Origin of the sequence: Domibacillus epiphyticus (assembly GCF_001975785.1) — a bacterium.
Classification (GTDB): domain Bacteria; phylum Bacillota; class Bacilli; order Bacillales; family Domibacillaceae; genus Domibacillus; species Domibacillus epiphyticus.
In genome coordinates this window covers 87320-104798 of record NZ_MSFI01000008.1, presented here as the reverse complement: position 1 = coordinate 104798, position 17479 = coordinate 87320, and the positions used below count along the sequence as shown (strand labels likewise).

The 17479-nt window shown below is 39.8% G+C and carries 21 protein-coding genes and 2 pseudogenes; 15 read left to right on the top strand and 8 right to left on the bottom strand.

From position 1 onward, the window contains the following. Positions 1 to 165: 165 nt before the first annotated feature. The gene (locus tag BTO28_RS05135; RefSeq protein ID WP_076764475.1) at positions 166 to 1521 is read right to left on the bottom strand and encodes an arsenic transporter; all 1356 of its coding nucleotides are present in this window, start codon (positions 1519 to 1521) and stop codon (positions 166 to 168) included. Positions 1522 to 1878: 357 nt separating this feature from the next. Between BTO28_RS05135 and BTO28_RS05130 the strand changes: the two genes are divergently transcribed. The 4 genes from BTO28_RS05130 to BTO28_RS05115 all read left to right on the top strand — a co-directional run bounded on the left by BTO28_RS05130 (position 1879) and on the right by BTO28_RS05115 (position 6261). Further along, complete coding sequence (locus BTO28_RS05130; protein ID WP_076764474.1) at positions 1879 to 2865, top strand: glycosyltransferase family 2 protein; 987 nt, start codon at positions 1879 to 1881, stop codon at positions 2863 to 2865. Further along, on the top strand, positions 2813 to 3202 hold the full coding sequence (locus BTO28_RS05125) for a GtrA family protein (RefSeq protein WP_076764473.1): 390 nt from the start codon (positions 2813 to 2815) through the stop codon (positions 3200 to 3202). Before BTO28_RS05130 ends, BTO28_RS05125 begins: the two co-directional genes overlap by 53 nt. Beyond that, positions 3199 to 5775, top strand: coding sequence for a YfhO family protein (locus BTO28_RS05120; protein WP_076764472.1), 2577 nt, complete (start codon positions 3199 to 3201; stop codon positions 5773 to 5775). Before BTO28_RS05125 ends, BTO28_RS05120 begins: the two co-directional genes overlap by 4 nt. Before the next feature lie 90 nt (positions 5776 to 5865). After that, complete coding sequence (locus BTO28_RS05115) at positions 5866 to 6261, top strand: hypothetical protein (RefSeq protein WP_076764471.1); 396 nt, start codon at positions 5866 to 5868, stop codon at positions 6259 to 6261. Between the two features lie 107 nt (positions 6262 to 6368). On the opposite strand, the gene BTO28_RS17080 is transcribed toward BTO28_RS05115, so the two are convergent. Then, complete coding sequence (locus tag BTO28_RS17080) at positions 6369 to 6512, bottom strand: hypothetical protein (protein WP_158068782.1); 144 nt, start codon at positions 6510 to 6512, stop codon at positions 6369 to 6371. A 177-nt stretch (positions 6513 to 6689) separates the two neighbouring features. Between BTO28_RS17080 and BTO28_RS05110 the strand changes: the two genes are divergently transcribed. From BTO28_RS05110 to BTO28_RS05080, 7 genes are all read left to right on the top strand, one after another. After that, complete coding sequence (locus tag BTO28_RS05110) at positions 6690 to 7019, top strand: hypothetical protein (protein ID WP_076764470.1); 330 nt, start codon at positions 6690 to 6692, stop codon at positions 7017 to 7019. 117 nt (positions 7020 to 7136) lie between these two features. After that, complete coding sequence (locus BTO28_RS05105; RefSeq protein WP_076764469.1) at positions 7137 to 7331, top strand: hypothetical protein; 195 nt, start codon at positions 7137 to 7139, stop codon at positions 7329 to 7331. 186 nt (positions 7332 to 7517) lie between these two features. Next, on the top strand, positions 7518 to 7850 hold the full coding sequence (locus BTO28_RS05100; protein WP_076764468.1) for a hypothetical protein: 333 nt from the start codon (positions 7518 to 7520) through the stop codon (positions 7848 to 7850). Between the two features lie 5 nt (positions 7851 to 7855). Beyond that, complete coding sequence (locus tag BTO28_RS05095) at positions 7856 to 9130, top strand: Y-family DNA polymerase (RefSeq protein ID WP_083711306.1); 1275 nt, start codon at positions 7856 to 7858, stop codon at positions 9128 to 9130. Between the two features lie 84 nt (positions 9131 to 9214). Then, positions 9215 to 9529 carry an ArsR/SmtB family transcription factor gene (locus BTO28_RS05090; protein WP_076764466.1) on the top strand — a complete coding sequence of 105 codons (315 nt, stop codon included), beginning with the start codon at positions 9215 to 9217 and terminating at the stop codon, positions 9527 to 9529. A gap of 185 nt (positions 9530 to 9714) precedes the next feature. Continuing rightward, complete coding sequence (locus tag BTO28_RS05085) at positions 9715 to 10914, top strand: Bcr/CflA family multidrug efflux MFS transporter (RefSeq protein ID WP_076764465.1); 1200 nt, start codon at positions 9715 to 9717, stop codon at positions 10912 to 10914. A 144-nt stretch (positions 10915 to 11058) separates the two neighbouring features. Beyond that, positions 11059 to 11247 carry a hypothetical protein gene (locus BTO28_RS05080; protein WP_076764464.1) on the top strand — a complete coding sequence of 63 codons (189 nt, stop codon included), beginning with the start codon at positions 11059 to 11061 and terminating at the stop codon, positions 11245 to 11247. A 42-nt stretch (positions 11248 to 11289) separates the two neighbouring features. Here BTO28_RS05080 and BTO28_RS05075 read toward each other — a convergent pair whose 3' ends face one another. Continuing rightward, the gene (locus tag BTO28_RS05075) at positions 11290 to 11823 is read right to left on the bottom strand and encodes a YceI family protein (RefSeq protein WP_076764463.1); all 534 of its coding nucleotides are present in this window, start codon (positions 11821 to 11823) and stop codon (positions 11290 to 11292) included. 195 nt (positions 11824 to 12018) lie between these two features. On the opposite strand from BTO28_RS05075, the pseudogene BTO28_RS17870 reads away from it, so the two are divergent. From BTO28_RS17870 to BTO28_RS05060, 4 genes and pseudogenes are all read left to right on the top strand, one after another. Further along, positions 12019 to 12129, top strand: a pseudogene (locus BTO28_RS17870) (VOC family protein); the annotation flags it as partial. 61 nt (positions 12130 to 12190) lie between these two features. Next, positions 12191 to 12451 carry a hypothetical protein gene (locus BTO28_RS05070; RefSeq protein WP_076764513.1) on the top strand — a complete coding sequence of 87 codons (261 nt, stop codon included), beginning with the start codon at positions 12191 to 12193 and terminating at the stop codon, positions 12449 to 12451. A gap of 192 nt (positions 12452 to 12643) precedes the next feature. Then, entirely contained in the window at positions 12644 to 13363 is a 720-nt protein-coding gene (locus BTO28_RS05065) for a YebC/PmpR family DNA-binding transcriptional regulator (protein WP_076764462.1), read from the top strand. 151 nt (positions 13364 to 13514) lie between these two features. Further along, entirely contained in the window at positions 13515 to 14171 is a 657-nt protein-coding gene (locus BTO28_RS05060; RefSeq protein WP_076764461.1) for a phosphatase PAP2 family protein, read from the top strand. A gap of 309 nt (positions 14172 to 14480) precedes the next feature. On the opposite strand, the pseudogene BTO28_RS17425 reads toward BTO28_RS05060, so the two are convergent. From BTO28_RS17425 to BTO28_RS05040, 5 genes and pseudogenes are all read right to left on the bottom strand, one after another. Continuing rightward, positions 14481 to 14653 (bottom strand): annotated as a pseudogene (locus BTO28_RS17425) (amino acid permease); the annotation flags it as partial. Between the two features lie 77 nt (positions 14654 to 14730). Continuing rightward, on the bottom strand, positions 14731 to 14964 hold the full coding sequence (locus BTO28_RS05055) for a hypothetical protein (RefSeq protein ID WP_076764460.1): 234 nt from the start codon (positions 14962 to 14964) through the stop codon (positions 14731 to 14733). A gap of 110 nt (positions 14965 to 15074) precedes the next feature. Continuing rightward, positions 15075 to 15374, bottom strand: a complete 300-nt coding sequence (locus BTO28_RS05050) for an SRPBCC family protein (protein ID WP_198936743.1) — start codon at positions 15372 to 15374, stop codon at positions 15075 to 15077. A 167-nt stretch (positions 15375 to 15541) separates the two neighbouring features. Beyond that, positions 15542 to 16540 carry an inorganic phosphate transporter gene (locus tag BTO28_RS05045; protein ID WP_076764458.1) on the bottom strand — a complete coding sequence of 333 codons (999 nt, stop codon included), beginning with the start codon at positions 16538 to 16540 and terminating at the stop codon, positions 15542 to 15544. A gap of 14 nt (positions 16541 to 16554) precedes the next feature. Continuing rightward, the gene (locus BTO28_RS05040) at positions 16555 to 17172 is read right to left on the bottom strand and encodes a DUF47 domain-containing protein (RefSeq protein WP_076764457.1); all 618 of its coding nucleotides are present in this window, start codon (positions 17170 to 17172) and stop codon (positions 16555 to 16557) included. Positions 17173 to 17479 lie beyond the last annotated feature (307 nt).

The window sequence follows — 17479 nt, the reverse complement described above, 5'->3', positions numbered from 1 at the left end:
TTACCCCTCCTGCCAAATAGTTCTGTTCTTTAGTATGGACGAATTAAATGTGAAGGTATACATCAAATGTTTACTCTATTTAACTCTGGAACGAAGAAAGCGCATGAAGGTTGCTGAAGACCTTCATGCGTCTATTGAAAGTGTTTGAACTCCTGATCCTATCCATCAGGCAAAGACCAGTTGTACCCAGTAAAATAATAAAAACAATGTGACAATGGTCGTTAAAGGGACGACAATGAGGGACACACTCAGATAGTCATTCCATGTGACTTTTATATTGTTTTTTCTTAAAATGTCCATCCAAATGAGAGAAGCAAGTGTTCCGATAGGCAGTAACAGCGACCCCATATCACTGCCAATAATATTAGCGAGGTAAATAGTTTTTAAGGTGATAGGATCCAGTCCCATTTCTGTTAAGGTAATGGTTCCAATCATTAAAGCAGGGTGGTTATTAAATAGGTTAGATAAAATTGAAACCAATCCACCCATGATAAAGCTTGCTTGAAACAGCCCCTGATTAACGATTGGCTCACATATTTTCACAAGCATCGCTGTCAAACCTGCATTATGGAGGCCGTAAATGATGACATACATAGAAAAGGCAAATATAAGGATGTGCCATGGTGTTTTTTTAAAAATATCAATCGGATTTGTGCGCAGATGGTACCATCTCCATAAAAGAAGAATAAGCGACCCGAGCACTGCCACCAGCTCAATTGGAATTGAAAGATAGGAGGCGACAAAAAGCAGACAGCGGAGTACAAAGACGAAAAGCAAAACCCTTAGCATAAAAATCGTCCGTTTCCGCTTTGTTTCAATACTTAGTGTCCCTTTTAACGGATGAAATTTTTTTGTGAAAAACATTTCTTCTATGTCATATTTGGAATTTGGCAGCTTCTCCGGTATTTTCTTTTTCACGACGACAAACATCAACCAGGACATAAACAGTAATCCGAGAGTAGCAGGAACAAACATCATCGCTGTATGCATATAAAGAGACATATGAACAATTTTTAAAGCAATTAAATTCACGATGTTGCTTACCCCGATAGGAGCGCTGGAAGCTGTTGCAATCAGAGCACCACTCAATAAATAGGGAAGTTGTTCATGCGGTTTTAAGCGAAGGTTTGTAAGAAGTAAAATTAAAATGGGAGTCGTAATCAAAATGCTGCCGTCATTGTTAAATAAAAGCGTCATCAAAAAACATAGCAATTGGATGTACCAATAGAGACGATATCCCGAACCTTTCGCTAAATATGCCAGGCGTGCTGCTGCCCAGTGAAAAAACCCGAAACTTTCCAAAATGACAGCCATGACAATTGTGGCCATAATCGTAACCGATGCTCCGCCGATCTTGCTAATGATATCTGAAATATCATCACTTGATACAATTCCTGTGAGTAAAATCATGCCTGCCCCAACAGATGCCGGCCATGCTTCATTTATTTCGCCGGGCCTCAGTAATACAACGGACATCGTCATGATAAACACAAGAATGGTAATTGCGATTTCGAAGCTCATTATTACCTTCTCCTTTTTAAAAAGAGCTTGAGCCATTTGCCCTTCTTGTCCGATTTATTACTATATTTATATTCATTCCTATGAAAATGCAACTGGATAACCAACCTAATCTAATAATATTTTTTTATTGAAAATATTATTAGAGAATAATGCCTAATCTGATAGTGGAGGAAATCTTTTTTATTGGCTGTTCATACATGCACCTATTGAGACCGGCATAAAAAAATGGTGTTTGGTCTTTTTTTAGAAAAATGGTTATACAGAAGGGAAAATGGGGCACACTGTCGTTTGATGAGGGTGATCAATGAAAAATTGAGCGGCAGTAAAAAGCAGTAAACAAAAGGGAGGTGCCAGTCAATGGAGGTCATTTCTGTAATCATTCCTGCTTACAATGAAGAAGAAAATATACAGTTGATTTATGAAAGGATCGTCAAAGAATTTTCAAGACTTCCATACGATGTTGAATTGCTGTTTATCAATGATGCAAGTACAGATGACACACTAGATCGAATTAAACAAATATCCTCCAGAACCTCAAAAGTGAAGTATATTTCCTTCTCCCGGAATTTTGGAAAGGAAGCAGCTCTTTTTGCCGGTCTTCAGTATATTACCGGGAAAGCAGTCATTATGATGGATTCCGATATGCAGCATCCTCCTTCCTTAATCCCTGAATTGATCAAAGGGTTTGAAGAAGGCTTCGACCAGGTGATTGCCCGCCGAAACCGGAAAGGGGAGCACCCTTTTCGCCGATTTTGCTCATCCGCTTACTACAAAGTGATTAACAAAGTGGTTGATGTGGATTTGGAAGACGGGGTAGGCGATTTCAGGCTTTTAAGCGAAAGAGCCGTGAAGGCTGCTTTATCATTAAATGAAAATCAGCGTTTTTCTAAAGGTTTATTTTCCTGGATTGGCATGGAGCAAAAAATGATTGATTATGATAACGTACCTCGTGAAAACGGAGAAACCAAATGGTCGTTTTCAAACCTGCTTAATTACGGATTGGATGGGCTTGTGTCGTTTAATAATAGACCGCTCAGGGCTTGCTTTTATACGGGGGCGTTTATTCTGTTTTTATCTGTTGTTTACAGTTTGATTACGTTTATTCATATTGTCCAAACGGGAATCGATGTGCCCGGCTATTTTACGATTATTACAGCTGTTCTTCTGCTTGGAGGCATTCAGCTTTTAAGTTTGGGCGTCATTGGTGAATATATTGGCAGAATTTATTATGAAACGAAAAAACGTCCACCTTATTTAATTCAGGAGACAAATATCATGAATGGAGTAACGTATGGGAAGAACAGGCCAAGAATTTATCAGATTCGTGATCATCGGGGGAATTAATACCGTTACTTACTATGTGCTCTATCTGTTGTTGCATTCCTCGTTAGAGATGGAATATATGTTTTCTCACATTGTTGCTTTTTTCATTAGCATGGTTATCTCGTTTTTCTTAAATTCGTACATTACGTTTAAAGTGAAGCCGACTCTGGTAAAGTTCTTAACGTTTCCTTTAACGCAGCTCTTTAACTTTGCCGTTTCATCTTTTTTTATGTTTGTGTTGATTGAATATTTCCATGTGAGCAGTACGATTACACCGATTTTCGCTGTCATTATCGCTGTGCCTATGACTTTTCTTGTGACAGGGAAAGTTTTGAAAAAAGAGAGTGTCGCAGGATGAGGGATAAATCGATACCATTTTTAATGCTCAGCTGTTTCATTTTGTCCGCAGCTGCGCATTTCTTTTTTTTACAGAAGTGGCCGGAAGGAAGGCTTATGATTGGTCCAAATGATGGGCTGTCACAGATGATTCCATTTAAAAAATTTATTTACGACCAATACACTGCAGGAAACTTTTTTTATTCCTGGAGCTTTGGACTTGGCGGGGGATTTTACAGCCAGTTAGCTTATTATTTTTCAACGTCCGTTGTTTTTCTTTTCACATCGTGCGTTGTCTTTTTCATGGAATCCCTTCAGCTCATTCGCCCGCCTGATCTTTTCTTTTGGCTAAATGCGGTCTTAATCGTCAGCATTTTACGATTAAGTTTGATTTTATTTATGTCTACGCTTGTTTACCGGTATATGAACATCTCTACAGCGGCTGCTTTTTCAGGTGCGGCTGTATATGGTCTGTCTGTCATGTATTTTCGCCATGTGGTGTTTTGGGAGTTTTTTGCCGATGCGATGCTATGGGTGCCTCTCCTTGTGTTTGGCGTGGAAAAAATCATAAGAGAAAGCAGGCCAGTCCTTTTTATCGTCACGTTGTCTCTTATGTTAATGACAAATTTTTATTTTGCCTACATAAATTTCATTTTTGTATTTCTCTATATTTTTTGCCGCTGGATGATTCCATTAACTGAAAAAGAACTGCCAAAGAAGAAACAGCTAACATTTTTTATAAAAGGTGTGCTGATCAGTTTTTGTATTAGCGCAATATCTTTTATCCCGGCAGTTTACGGTTATGTAAATAATTACCGTCCAAGCTATGAGCAGAATATACCGTTGGTTGATTTGAGTGACAATATTTTGTTTTCCAGCCACGTCATCATTTTGCCGGCGATCGTCGTTCTTTTTTTGTTGAATTTTTCTTTTTATAAGCATCGCATTTTCACGTTGTTTGCTTGTTTAAGCCTTTTCTTCGTCTTGCTTCATTTTAGCCCATTGGCAGCAAGTGCTTTCAACGGCTTTTCAGCACCGCAATACCGCTGGGAATATGTGCTGTCTTTTACGGCGGGCGGTGTCACAGCAGCAGGGCTGCATTTCTTGAAACAAACGACCATCCGCTCGGTGCTTGTTTCCATTGTTGGGACGCTCTTTCTCTATATGTTCACTGTCTATGCTGATCAAAGACTGCCGTACACCCGCGATCAATGGAATACGATATTGGCGATCATACTCTCTCTTTTACTCATCCACGTTATTCTTGTCTTGGTGTTCAGCTGGAAAAAGAAAAAGGGAGTTTTGCTCATGCTGCAAGGCTGGATTTTGCTTTCAAGTGTGTTGATTGTCAATGTTTATGAAAAGTATATGCAGTCGGGATACCCTGTTCATCAAGTATCGGCAGAATTTTTAAGCAGTGAGGCGTACAACAGCAAAGAGCAGCAGCAGATGATTGGAAAAATAAAAAAAGAAGAGGGCGGGCGCCTGTTTCGGATCGACTGGATGATAGCCGGCAGAAATAATACGCCGATTGTGCAGGGTTTTAACGGAACCAGCCTGTATTCGAGTATTTTTAATGAAAAACTATTGTTTTTTTATTGGCATGATTTGAAAATCGATATGGGCAGAGAAAGTGTCAGCCGTTATGCCACTCTTGGCAACAGAGCGAATTTGCACAGCCTTCTGCAGGCGAACTATTGGATGAGAGAAAAAAATAAAGGGGAAAACGTGCCGTACGGATTTGAACCTTTTGCGGAATCCGACCAGTATGTTGTGTACAAAAATTCAATGACGCTCCCTTTTATACGGACCACCAAAAATGTATTTTCTGAAAAAGACTTACAATCCGCCTCGCCGCTTGACCGGGAACACGCGATGCTCGATGGGATTATTTTAAATAAAGGAAGTTCGCAGCAGCCTGCGAAGGAAAAAAATCATATTTCGAGTACGGCGATAGAAACTGTTGGCGCAACCTATGAAAATAACCGTCTGACAGTCACAGAAAAAACAGGAGGAATCGATTTACTTCCTGCTCAGACGCTTTTGAATACAGAAGATTTGTATGTTCATTTATCCATTAAAAATAGAGAAGGGAAAGGTTTCTCTTTAAAAGTGAATGACTACCGCACAACAAGAAAACATGGTGCATCCATTTATAAAACGGGCGTGAACGATTTGGTGATCCGAGTGCCGAAAAGTGAAAAAATATCTATTCGGGTGCCGGAAGGAATGTACGAATTGAAGGGACTGGCCTTATATGAAGAAGACTATCGCGAACTTCGGATGGCTGTACAACAAGCGGAGAATACTTCCTCCTTTGAATGGAAGAGAAATAAGCTTGCCATTGATTTCAACAATCAGTCTGGGGAAAAATATATGGTGCTGCCTGTGCCTTATGAAAAAGGATGGGAATTAAAAATAAACGGCGAAAAAAAACAAATTGAAAAAGCAAACTACGCATTTACCGGCTTTGCTTTAGAAAAAGGAGGGAATCACATTGTCTTATCGTATTATCCTCCTTACTTTCGACTCTCTCTTTTCCTTACGTTTGTCGGTATGATGGGTGCTTTGGCAATAAGTTCAAAGCGTGTGTAACCGTCGATTGCAACCAACTTGTTTGACCATATTAAAGATCTTCATTTTTGGGCAACCTAAAGGATAGAAAAAATGTTGAGGTGGTACAAGGTGGAAAGAATTAAGATTGCCGGTATCTTTACTGGCAAGAGCAAAAGCGCCGAGTTTTTCATTCTTACACATAACGGCCGGCATATTGCTGCTTTGCCGGAAATGTTTATTTCGTTTTATGTTGGAGATGGACGAAAAGCAGCGTTGAAAGCTTTAACGGGTCCTTTCTCTGCAAGTGACGCTGAAAAAGTATATAACACGATTTATCGTTACGTTTATCCACAGGGCAGCAAGGAGCAAGATTTCATGAGCTGGTTTGAAGAAAAATATGGACTCTCGTGGAGCACCTTTGATGAGGGGATGAAAAAGTCCAGAGCAACCATTATGGAAAGAAAACAGGCTTTTAATCATGCGGTGTCCAGCTACTATAAAGAGAAAGAATCGGCTGCTCAGTAGCAACGAGCCGGCACTGCAAGTTCTCGCGTTTACCGGCTATATCCAAAAAAGTGGCGTGATGTTCAGACCATCCCGCCACTTTTTGTTTTGAGGTCGAATTGGTACATCTATAATTTTCTTTCCACACTTTTCATGCGGTTTTGCTGATTCGGAATCCGGTCTTTATCCTCCATCATCTGATTGTGCTCTTCCTGTATTTGTTTGACATTTTCCTTAAACGTTTCTTCATAACCTTCTTTGTTTTCAGCCATTATGAGTGCCTCCTTGATCGATAGTTCAGGTTATTTTCTCCGTTTCTTTAGAGAACATACGTGAAATGGAATGGCACAGCGTGTTGCAATTCCTTTAATGCCAAAAATAAGTATTGCAAAATAGATCATTTGTTCTTATAGTACAAAAAAGAACTTATGTTCCAGGAGGCGTTTAACATGCTATACACTGACAGAAAGATGGGTAAATGGCAAGGATTTATGTTGTCGGAGCACGCTGAGCAGATGCGGGACGCCGATAATGAAAAGAAATCTGCTTTTCTAGACGTACACGCAAAGGAATTGTTCGACAGAGCCCTCATTGCTTCTATTTATGACGGAAAGCCGATTGAAATGAAGATGACGTTTGGTGAGCCTTTCACGGTGATAGGGGTAGTGAAGTCAGTCAATTGGGAAGAAGGGTATATACAAATTAGCGGAACCAGTGAATATTTTTACCTGAAAGATATCGTCTCTCTTGATTTTGCGGATGCCCGAACGGCAGATTAATCACGATTCTGTTCTTTCGACATAATCTTTTTTAGAATATGAACGATGATTCTACAATCTTTTCTTTTTGTCTGCGATATAATTATGTAAAGCGCTTACAAAAAGGAGAATGGATTTATGAATTGTGCAGTTGGTTTACTATGTGCTGCATGCAGGAAAAAGATTTTGGAAAAAGACCTTGTTGCCTGGACCGAAAAAAACAAAGTGGTGCATCTTGTTTGTGACACTGTGCAGATAAGTGATGGAGTACGGTTTTTGGGCCGGGCTGAACTGTTGAAAGAGCAATTAGAAATATATGATGAATTCGCCTGATTTTTAGCTCCTTTAGGGAGTTTTTTTATTTTAATCTGGAATACGCGGAACCGCCACGAACTTATCTTTTCTGTATATTTCACTGTATTTCCATTTTTCCTATATTCCCATAAATCTCCCTTTGCCAAATCGAACGATAGTTCTTATAATGAATAAAAAGAACTTATGTTCCAGGGGGCGTTGACTTTGTTATATGACGATAGAAAGATGTTGAAATGGCAAGGTTTAATCCTGCCGGAACACGCCGAACAGCTGAGAGAAGAAAATATTAAAAAGAAACAAGTGATGCTTGATGAACAGGAAAAAGATCGTTTTGACAGGATTGTAAACATCTCGATTCATTTCGAAAAGGAAATTGTATTTAACATGGATACGTTTGGGGAACCTTATTTCGAAGTGAAGGGCGTAGTTCAATCCTTCACCCGAACAGGCAGGAAAAAAGGGTTTCTTTCATTGAAGGGATCCAGCTCTGTGTTTTGGGTCGATGAAATCGTATCGATTACACTGGTTGAGAGGTGATGGTGATGTCGATTGATTACACACAGATGCCGAGGCGGGATGTCCTTTGTATCGATGTGAAATCTTTTTTTGCCAGCGTCGAAGCAGTCCGGCGCAAAATCCATCCTTTAGGTGCCTATATTGTAGTTGTTTCCAATAGGAATCGACCCGGTTCAGTCGTTCTGGCTTCTTCGCCGAAAGTGAAAAAAGAATTTGGGATTAAGACGGGATCGCGCGCCTTTGAAATTCCCAATGACCGCCGGCTAATGATTGTGGAGCCATCCATGTCGCTGTATTTAAAAGTGAATAAAATGATCATCGATATTCTTAAGCGGTTTGTATCAGATGAAGATTTATATATTTACAGTATTGATGAAGCATTTTTAGATGTAACGGCCTCGCGTCGATTGTTTGGAGATAAGTTTGAGATCGCAAAGAAGATCCAGCATACGATCTTTAAAGAGCTGAAACTAGTCGTCACGATCGGGATCGGTGATAACCCTCTTTTAGCCAAGCTGGCGCTGGATAACGAGGCGAAAAATGCGCCCAATGGGCTTGCATACTGGTCGTATGAACGCGTACAGGAAACGATCTGGCGCATTCCGGAATTAACGGATATGTGGGGGATTTCCAGCGGCTATAAAAAAAGGCTGAACAATATGGGCATTTACAAGGTGTATGACCTTGCGCACGCGGATCGGTTCAAACTGAAGAGCAGGCTTGGAGTTCTCGGATCTCAGCTGTATTACCATGCGTGGGGCGTGGATTACAGCGTGATTTCCGAACGAGTCGGTCCCAGGGAAAAATCGTATTCGAAAGGCCAGATTTTAATGAGGGACTATTACGTTGAACAGGAAATCATCGTTGTGATCCAGGAGATGGTCGACGAAGTGGCGATGCGGCTTCGCGCGCATAATTCGGCGGCGTCTGGCATTGCGCTTGGCATTTCGTACAGCAAGGACATTGAAGAGAGGGGATTTAAGCATCAAATGCTGCTGCAGCGAAGCACAAACAGTACAAAGGAGCTTGCTGTTTCCTTTATTCAGCTGTTTAAGCGATACTGGCGCGGGCAGCCTGTCCGGCAGATTCATGTTGTCTGCACCAAACTCGGTTCGGACGAATACGAACAGATCAATTTGTTTTCGGCGGCTGAATGCGATGAGAAGAATCATGCGATCGACGCCGTAATGGATACGATCCGGTTGCGGTATGGGAAAGACTCGATTTTTAGAGCACATAGTTTATTGAGGGGCGGCACGTTTTTGAGGCGGGCAAATCATGTAGGGGGGCATAAAGGGTAAAATCCCTAATCGGGGAAATAGTGTTAAATAACCTGATTTTCCCTCTTTATTGACATATCGAAAAAACCCGATTAACATAAAGCCATGAATCAAATTGACATTTTTAAAGCACTATCTAATGAAACGCGATTAGAGATATTGAAATGGCTTAAAGAACCGGAAAAACACTTTGATAAGCCTTCCGCTCATTTATCAAAAAATATGAATGAAAAAGGAGGAGTCTGTGTCGGAGATATTGTTGAAAAGGCTGGGTTATCGCAGTCAACGATTTCTCAATATTTAACCATGCTGCAAAAGGCGGGCTTATTGGAATCTGAACGACACGGTCAATGGACATACTACAGGAGAAATGAAACCATCATTAAAGAACTCTGGAATTCGTTAAAAGAAGAACTTTAACGAGTTCTTTTTTGTTATATATCGTTTATTTTAAATGTATCAATGAAGAAGGGGCCAACGAACAATAAGATGGTTTTAAGCGCAAGAATTGGTGGTATTGTACTGAGTGCTCAATCACACAAGACAAGGTGTATTTTTCATTAATAGGCAGAAACACCTGGAATGATGAAAGGTTGTTAGAAAACTTGAACAAATTAATCAATACGCGGTTACGATTCGCACTTCTTCTTGGCTCACTTGCCGCAATGGGTCCTCTTACAATCGATATGTACTTGCCTTCATTCCCGACAATCGCAAATGAATTCGGCACGAGCGCTTCTTTTGTACAAATTAGTTTAACTGCCTGCCTGTTAGGTCTCGGATTCGGACAGCTGATCATCGGACCGATAAGTGATGTCCGGGGCCGACGTAAACCGCTCCTCATCTTTCTCACATTGTATTTTGTGGCGTCCATATTATGCGCATACGCTCCTTCGATCTATTTCTTTATCGGTGCACGCTTTTTGCAAGGGTTTGCGGCGGCGGCAGGGCTTGTTATTTCACGTGCTATTGTCCGCGATGTATACAGCGGCCGGGAACTAACGAAGTTTTTTGCATTACTGATGCTGATTAACAATCTTGCCCCTATTCTGGCGCCGGTCGCGGGAAGCGTTATTCTCTTTTTTACGGACTGGACAGGTGTCTTTATTGTGTTAGGGGCAATTGGGGTTTTGTTCGCTCTCATTGTGCTATGGAAACTGGATGAAACGCTGCCTGTTGAAAATCGTGTACCAAGCAGCTTGACGGAAACAGTAAAAAACTTCATTTCATTAATAAAAGACCGCGAGTTCATGGGATACGCACTTACGCAAGGATTCATTATTGCGGGCATTTTTGCTTACGTTTCCGGTACTCCTTTTGTTTATCAAAACATTTACGGGGCGTCTCCTCAATTATTCAGTTTATTGTTCGGGATGAATGGGATTGGGTTAATCATTGGAACACAGATTGTTGGCCGATACGCCGATTTTGTTTCAGAAACACGCTTTTTGCAGATTGGTTTATTTATATCAAGCGTGTCCAGCCTTTTGTTAGTCATCATGGTTCTGTTAAAAGGACCGCTCTTTACGATTGCTATTCCGATCTTCTTTTTTGTTTCATCAATCGCCATTATTGCAACGTCTTCTTTTTCATTAGCAATGGAAAAGCAGGGGCATATTGCGGGAAGCGCATCCGCTCTTTTAGGATTGCTGCCTTTTGTACTGGGCTCGATAACGGCGCCGCTTGTCGGAATAGCGGGGGAAAATACGGCTCTCCCGATGGGGGTTATTATCTTTTCTGCAAGTGCGTTTGCCCTGCTGTCTTATTATGGGCTGGTTAGAAAGATGAATAGAAGTTACAGCTAGAACGAAAAAATAAAGCGGCGTCCCGCAAGGTTTACTTGACTTGCGGAACAGCCGCTTTTTCTTAAATAACAGATTAAAATCCGTTTCAGACGATAACACTGGTAAATAGAAACTAGAATGAAACGGGCTAAAGGAGAAAAGATGATGAAGCAATATCATGTAACGGTCATGCACAATGCTTTTGAAAAGAAAGAAAGGATTACGTGTTCCTTATTCATTATAGATGAAAAAACGTTATCTATTCTCTATACAGAGGGGTTCAGCGTGAAAACAAAAAAAGAAATGGATGAATATGCTGAAAGAGTAAAGTGGCGCTTCCTAAGGTGTATATAAAATATATAATATAGAGGAAAGCACATGAATCTCGGGAGCTGCCTACGTTTCTTTAGACGCCAGAATGTCCAATGAAATGTTCACCTGGTCTCCGAGCAATACACCACCTGTTTCTAATGGCTTATTGAAATTCAATTCATAGTCTTTACGATTAATGGATCCTCTCGCACGAAAACCAATTTTCTCTTGCCCGGCAGGGTCTTTTGCGGCACCTTCGTACGTGACAGCAAACGTTTCCGAACGGGTTACGCCGTGCAGCGAAAATTCGCCGATCATGTCGTATTTGTTTTCACCGGTTTCCACAATATTGTTCGCCAAAAATGTCATTTGCGGAAACTTGTCAATGTCAAAGAAATCAGGCGTGAGTAAATGAGCATCGCGTTCCTTATTGTGTGTATCAACGCTTTCAAGATCAACAGTGAATGCAATGTTTGCTGTCGTTAAATTTGCCGGGTCAGCCTCTATGACTGCTGAAAATGCGTGAAACGTTCCTTTTACATTGCTGACCATCAAGTGCCGGATGGCAAAATCAATACTGCTGTGCGCTCTGTCGACTGCCCATTTTGTTTTTGTCATGATTCACTTCTCCTTTTGCTCGTTTTTAAGAAATTTGGTAACAGTGGATGCTATATGATGTATTTCCCTTGCTTTCTTTAAATAAAACGAACGTAAAAGAATCATCAATAAAAAAGGAGTGAATGCTCAAAAAATCACAACATTTTTAATGTTTTCTGGAACGGCTGAGGAGGCCATGAATCAAAGGTTATCTGAGAAAATGGAACGGTTTTAATACCGTTAGCCGCTTCTTCGATGAGTGAAAAATTCGGGTGGGTAGAAAATAAATACGGTGTTTCGCGGCAATTACATCTTGCCAAAAGCTAACGACGTGCATAATCCCCTTCATTTTGGGTCACATTACAAAAAAACATGGCGGGGTGTTTATGTGGATAATAAAAAGGAATATAAAGATTTATCAAACGTGGAAAAACAAAGAAATTTCTTAACAGCGGAGGAATTTCCGGAAGGACCATATGGTTCGCCAATAGGTAAAATAAAACCAGTTGAAAATAAGAGCACTCCATGGGAGGAAGGCCAGCAATACACAAGTGGTTTTACCTATGAGTTTAGAAATCAGCATGAAAATTTACCAAGGCAGTACCCCGGTGCACACCCGACACATGATGAAAAAGATGAGACAGAATAGCCGCCTAAAACCATGGAGTTAAAATCCATGGTTTTACATATACATAAGTACTTCTTTTTTGAATATGAAACTCGCACCAAATGATTGCAATTGAGGTATAATGAATACAGTAAGTGAATGCAGCCATTCGTATAGTTTTATTACATATTAGTTCTTTTGTGAAGAGTCAAATTTGAAAGAGAGTGAAATAGTATGGGGCGTAAGTGGAACAACATTAAAGAAAAAAAAGCATCAAAAGATGCAAACACGAGTCGTATATACGCAAAGTTTGGACGCGAAATCTATGTAGCCGCTAAGCAAGGGGAACCAGATCCAGAAACAAATCAGGCGTTAAGAGTCGTACTCGAGCGGGCAAAAACGTACAGTGTACCAAAAACGATTATTGACCGTGCGATTGAAAAAGCGAAAGGCGGTTCAGAAGAAAACTTTGACGAACTTCGTTATGAAGGCTTCGGACCAAACGGATCAATGGTCATCGTGGATGCACTGACCAATAACGTGAACCGTACTGCATCAGATGTACGTGCCGCATTTGGTAAAAACGGTGGTAACATGGGAGTAAGTGGTTCAGTTGCCTATATGTTTGATGCAACGGCTGTCATCGGTCTTGAAGGGAAAACAGCAGATGAAGCGCTTGAAATCTTAATGGAAGCGGATGTAGACGTGCGTGACATATTAGAAGAAGATGAAGCAGTTATCGTTTATGCCGAGCCTGACCAGTTCCATGCCGTGCAAGAAGCATTTAAGAATGCCGGGATCACGGAATTTACAGTAGCGGAGCTTACGATGCTCGCGCAAAATGATGTGACATTATCAGAAGCCGATCAGGAACAGTTTGAAAAAATGATTGATGCATTAGAAGACTTAGAAGATGTCCAGCAAGTGTACCACAATGTGGATTTAAGTGAATAAAAATGAAAACAGACCTTTGTCATAAAAAAGGTCTGTTTTATTTTTATCACATCTTTCCATTCCCCCATTCAACCATATTGTTTGTCATTAAACACCGACATGTAATAAGATAAAGATTCATTATTCACATAAATAGAAAGAGTGAAAAAACATGATCTATGAAAATAAACGTTTAACCTCCATAATGACGGCCTCTTTAGTTATTTTTGTGTCCATTGCATTTTTGTCGTTATACAATGATGGCTTTTTATTTGATGAAGTCATTACTTCGTGGATAGCTCAAAATTCCAACGCCATGGTAGAAAGTATGGAATTGATAACTGTTATAGGATCGAGTGAATTTATCCTTGTGGCTACGCTTGGAATGACAGTCTTCTTCCTATCTAAAAGGGATTGGTTTAACAGCTTCTTTTTAATAATTCTCACATTTGGCGGTATCCTATTAAATCTACTGTTAAAAGTTTCTTTTCAAAGGAAAAGACCAGGAGAAATGAGTAATATAGAAGTGTTTAATTATACTATTGAAATCGCATCTTACAGCTTTCCCAGTGGACATACAATGCGGAGTGTTATCCTTTTCACCTTTCTGATTTATATAAGTTATCGCTTAGTAAAAAAGGAGTCAATAAAGATTCTCCTTTATGCGATATGTTCAATCATTATAGCAGGGGTTGCGTTAAGCCGGATTGTCCTCGGAGCCCATTTTCTTTCTGATACAATTGCTGCTATAAGCATTTCGGTGGCATGGTTTTGTTTTGTTTATATTACCTGTCAGTCCTATATAAAAAAATGCAAAAGCGCTGGGTGACCAGAAACTAAAAAACGAAGCACTGTCTTACAGTTTGTTTAAACGGCCACATATAAAACGGGTGTACTCTCTTTTCCTCCTTTACTTACAAGAGCCGTAATTAATAAAAATCATGATTCTTGGCAGGTAAGTTAACGATTCCATTTAGTCCACTTCCTGGAGCAGAGGAAAGGACAGCGGGAAAATGACGGATCATGACTGCAAATTGGTGTATAAATTGGTGTGTAGACCTTGTTATACATCAATTTATACTTTTTTTAGCCTTTATTTCCTCTCCCATTTTTCCCTCTCTTTCCTGTGTTGCCAAGGGTTTAGCCCGAATCCAGATATGAACGATTGAAAATAACCTGCCCAGCCTGCTGCCACAGCCGCAAGCGCAATAACATATTCAAGCATTAAACCCCAGCAATTAAAAAGGCTAAAAGTCCACCAAAGGTTGCATACGTATACGTGTAAACACTCCCCGATACCGGTATAGACGTCTGCCATAGATTACTTAAAAGTATTAACACTAGAAGTAATAATGAGGTGAAAATGTCCAGTTGAAATTCGCTGGCGGCTATAAATAATTGATGAAGAATAAGGTGCTTGCCGCCAAGACGATTCCGAAGACTGCATAGTCAATGAAACCCGCTTCTTTATCGTTCTCATTCTCCACACCGTCATCTATTTCTTTAATATGGATCCATTTATTAAAACGTTGGTCGTAATATTCATCAATCTCAGGTGTTATACCGACATTAATGTAAACGTCTTGATCGTTTGCTGCATTATCACCATTTTTTTGAGACATGTACCTACACCTCCGAGTCAAATAATATACGGAAAGGATGAACCCGTTATTTGAAAAATTGAAAGGAAATTTATTCATCTATTATTTGTATGTTGTGCTTGGAATTTTAATTATTGAAACATTTTTATGTCGCACGAGAAAAGGGGCTTTATATAAATGTATCCGTCATAATGGCCCCCTTTGCCGTTTTCTATAAATTCGTGTATATGAATAAAGGAATGAAAAGCTCCTTTTACCATAACGTCAGTAAATGTATATGGTGGATCCATTTCTGTAATTTTAGCTGTTACTCTCTGTTTAACACCGAAATGAATTGCCTCCCAAGTGACATAATCACCTTGTTCTAATAATCCCTCTGTCACACCGCCAACAACTGTTTCCTTTGTATTAGATGTTGTTTTTGTATGCACTTCTACATTTCTGCCAATGTCAAAATACACTTCAATAGGTGCTTTTATATAAGTGTGGTATTTGAGTACAGTTTGTCCACTCCCTTTTAATTAGCTCTTATTCTATAAAATGAATGTTTACATTGTAACAAGCATATAAAAAAGCTGAATCCATATTTGGGTACAGCTTAAAAGAATAATATTAAGATGTAGTAGAAAATCGATGCAATGGTTGCAGAAACAGGAAGTGTAATCACCCATGTGAAGATCATACGTTGTGCTGTATCCCATTTTACACCTTTTACCCGATGGGAAGAACCTACACCGAGAATAGAGGAAGAGATGACATGAGTCGTACTGACCGGCAGATGAATCAGTGTGGCCGTGAAAATAACCATAGCAGACGATAAATCGGCTGCCACACCGTTAACAGGACGGATTTTCATAATTTTCCCGCCGACTGTTTTAATAATTTTCCACCCGCCGACAGATGTGCCGAGCCCTATGGCTAACGCACAAGAAACTTGTACCCATAACTGGATATCAGTCGTTTGCTGATGGTTGTTTGCAATGAGCGCCATCGTGATAATACCCATCGCTTTTTGTGCATCATTTGTTCCGTGAGTATAGGCCTGTAATGCTGCTGTGAAAATTTGGAATGCGCGGAAATTACGATTCGTTTGTGATAGATTGTTGTTTTTAAAAATAACTTTGAACAGGCTGTACATAATGAATCCAACTGCGAAAGCAAGTAAGGGAGAAATGATCAGTGCCTGTAAAATTTTAAAGAAACCCGTGTAATTAAGTGCCTGAAATCCTGCAGCTGCAATCGCTGCACCAGCAATAGACCCGATAAGGGCATGCGAAGAACTACTTGGAATGCCATAATACCATGTAAGCAAGTTCCAAAAAATTGCTGCAAGCAACGCAGCTAAAATGACCATCGATCCATTTTGAAGCATGAAAGGATCTACAATATCTTTCGTGATGGTTTTCGCAACACCTGTAAATGTCATTGCGCCGACAAAATTCATAACTGCAGCAAGAATAATAGCCCGTCTTGGTGTAAGTGCTTTCGTTGAAACGGCTGTTGCAATCGAATTGGCAGTATCATGAAAACCATTGATGAAATCGAAAGCAAGGGCAAAAATAACAATGGGAATGGTAATGATTAAGAAATCTTCCATATCGCTAATGCCCTTTACGCATTCTTCATGATGATGGTTTCAAGGGTATTTGCAACGGCCTGGCAGGAGTCTGCTATTTCTTCAAAATGATCATAAATCTCTTTCATTTTAATGAGGCGGATCGGATCTTTTTCAATTGTAAAAATGTGCTTAATTGACTGGCGTAAAACGCCTTCACAAATGATTTCATACTCTTTGATTTTAATTGCATGTGCTCGAATATCCGGCAGTTTTTTTGCGGACAACAATTCAACCGCTTTGACAATTTCATCTGTACATGACCGAATCGCATCTACAACCTTAAACATATACGCATCTGTCTGCGCCACAGAATATATTTCGAAAATGGCGGCTGTTTCTTCCAGCCTATCCAACACATCATTCATACTCATCGCCAGCGCTAAAACATCTTCCCGCTCAATCGGTGTAATAAATGAATTGTTTAATTCTTTAATGGTTTGATGAATATACTTATCACCTTGAATTTTAAATATTTTCATTTCTTCTGAGAATATGTTTAAATCACTCGGATGTTTAAGTTTATAGTCTGAGAAATAATAAGCTCCTTCTTTTAAATTTACAGCAATGGATTCGAGCAGAATAAAAAATTTATCTTTTTTGTTTTTAAACATCTGAACGTCCCCCTGTTTTTTAGATGAAAACGAATCAATTTTGCTTAAGATGTTTCGAGAAAAATAAGTTTTTATGGGAGATGGAATCAATCTAGTCTAATGCATGAAGGCGGTGATTATGACAGTAATGGAAAAATAAAGGGGGGTGCTCGAATATTTCAAAGAGAATCTCTGTTTTAAGACGCGCAACTACCTGTAATCCGTATTTGCAGTTCTTAAAATAAATTCCCTAATTATGCTACATTTTCCTTATAAAAACTATGAAGGAGGGGGGGAATGGCTAAAAAGTGCTTTTTCTCCTGCTGTG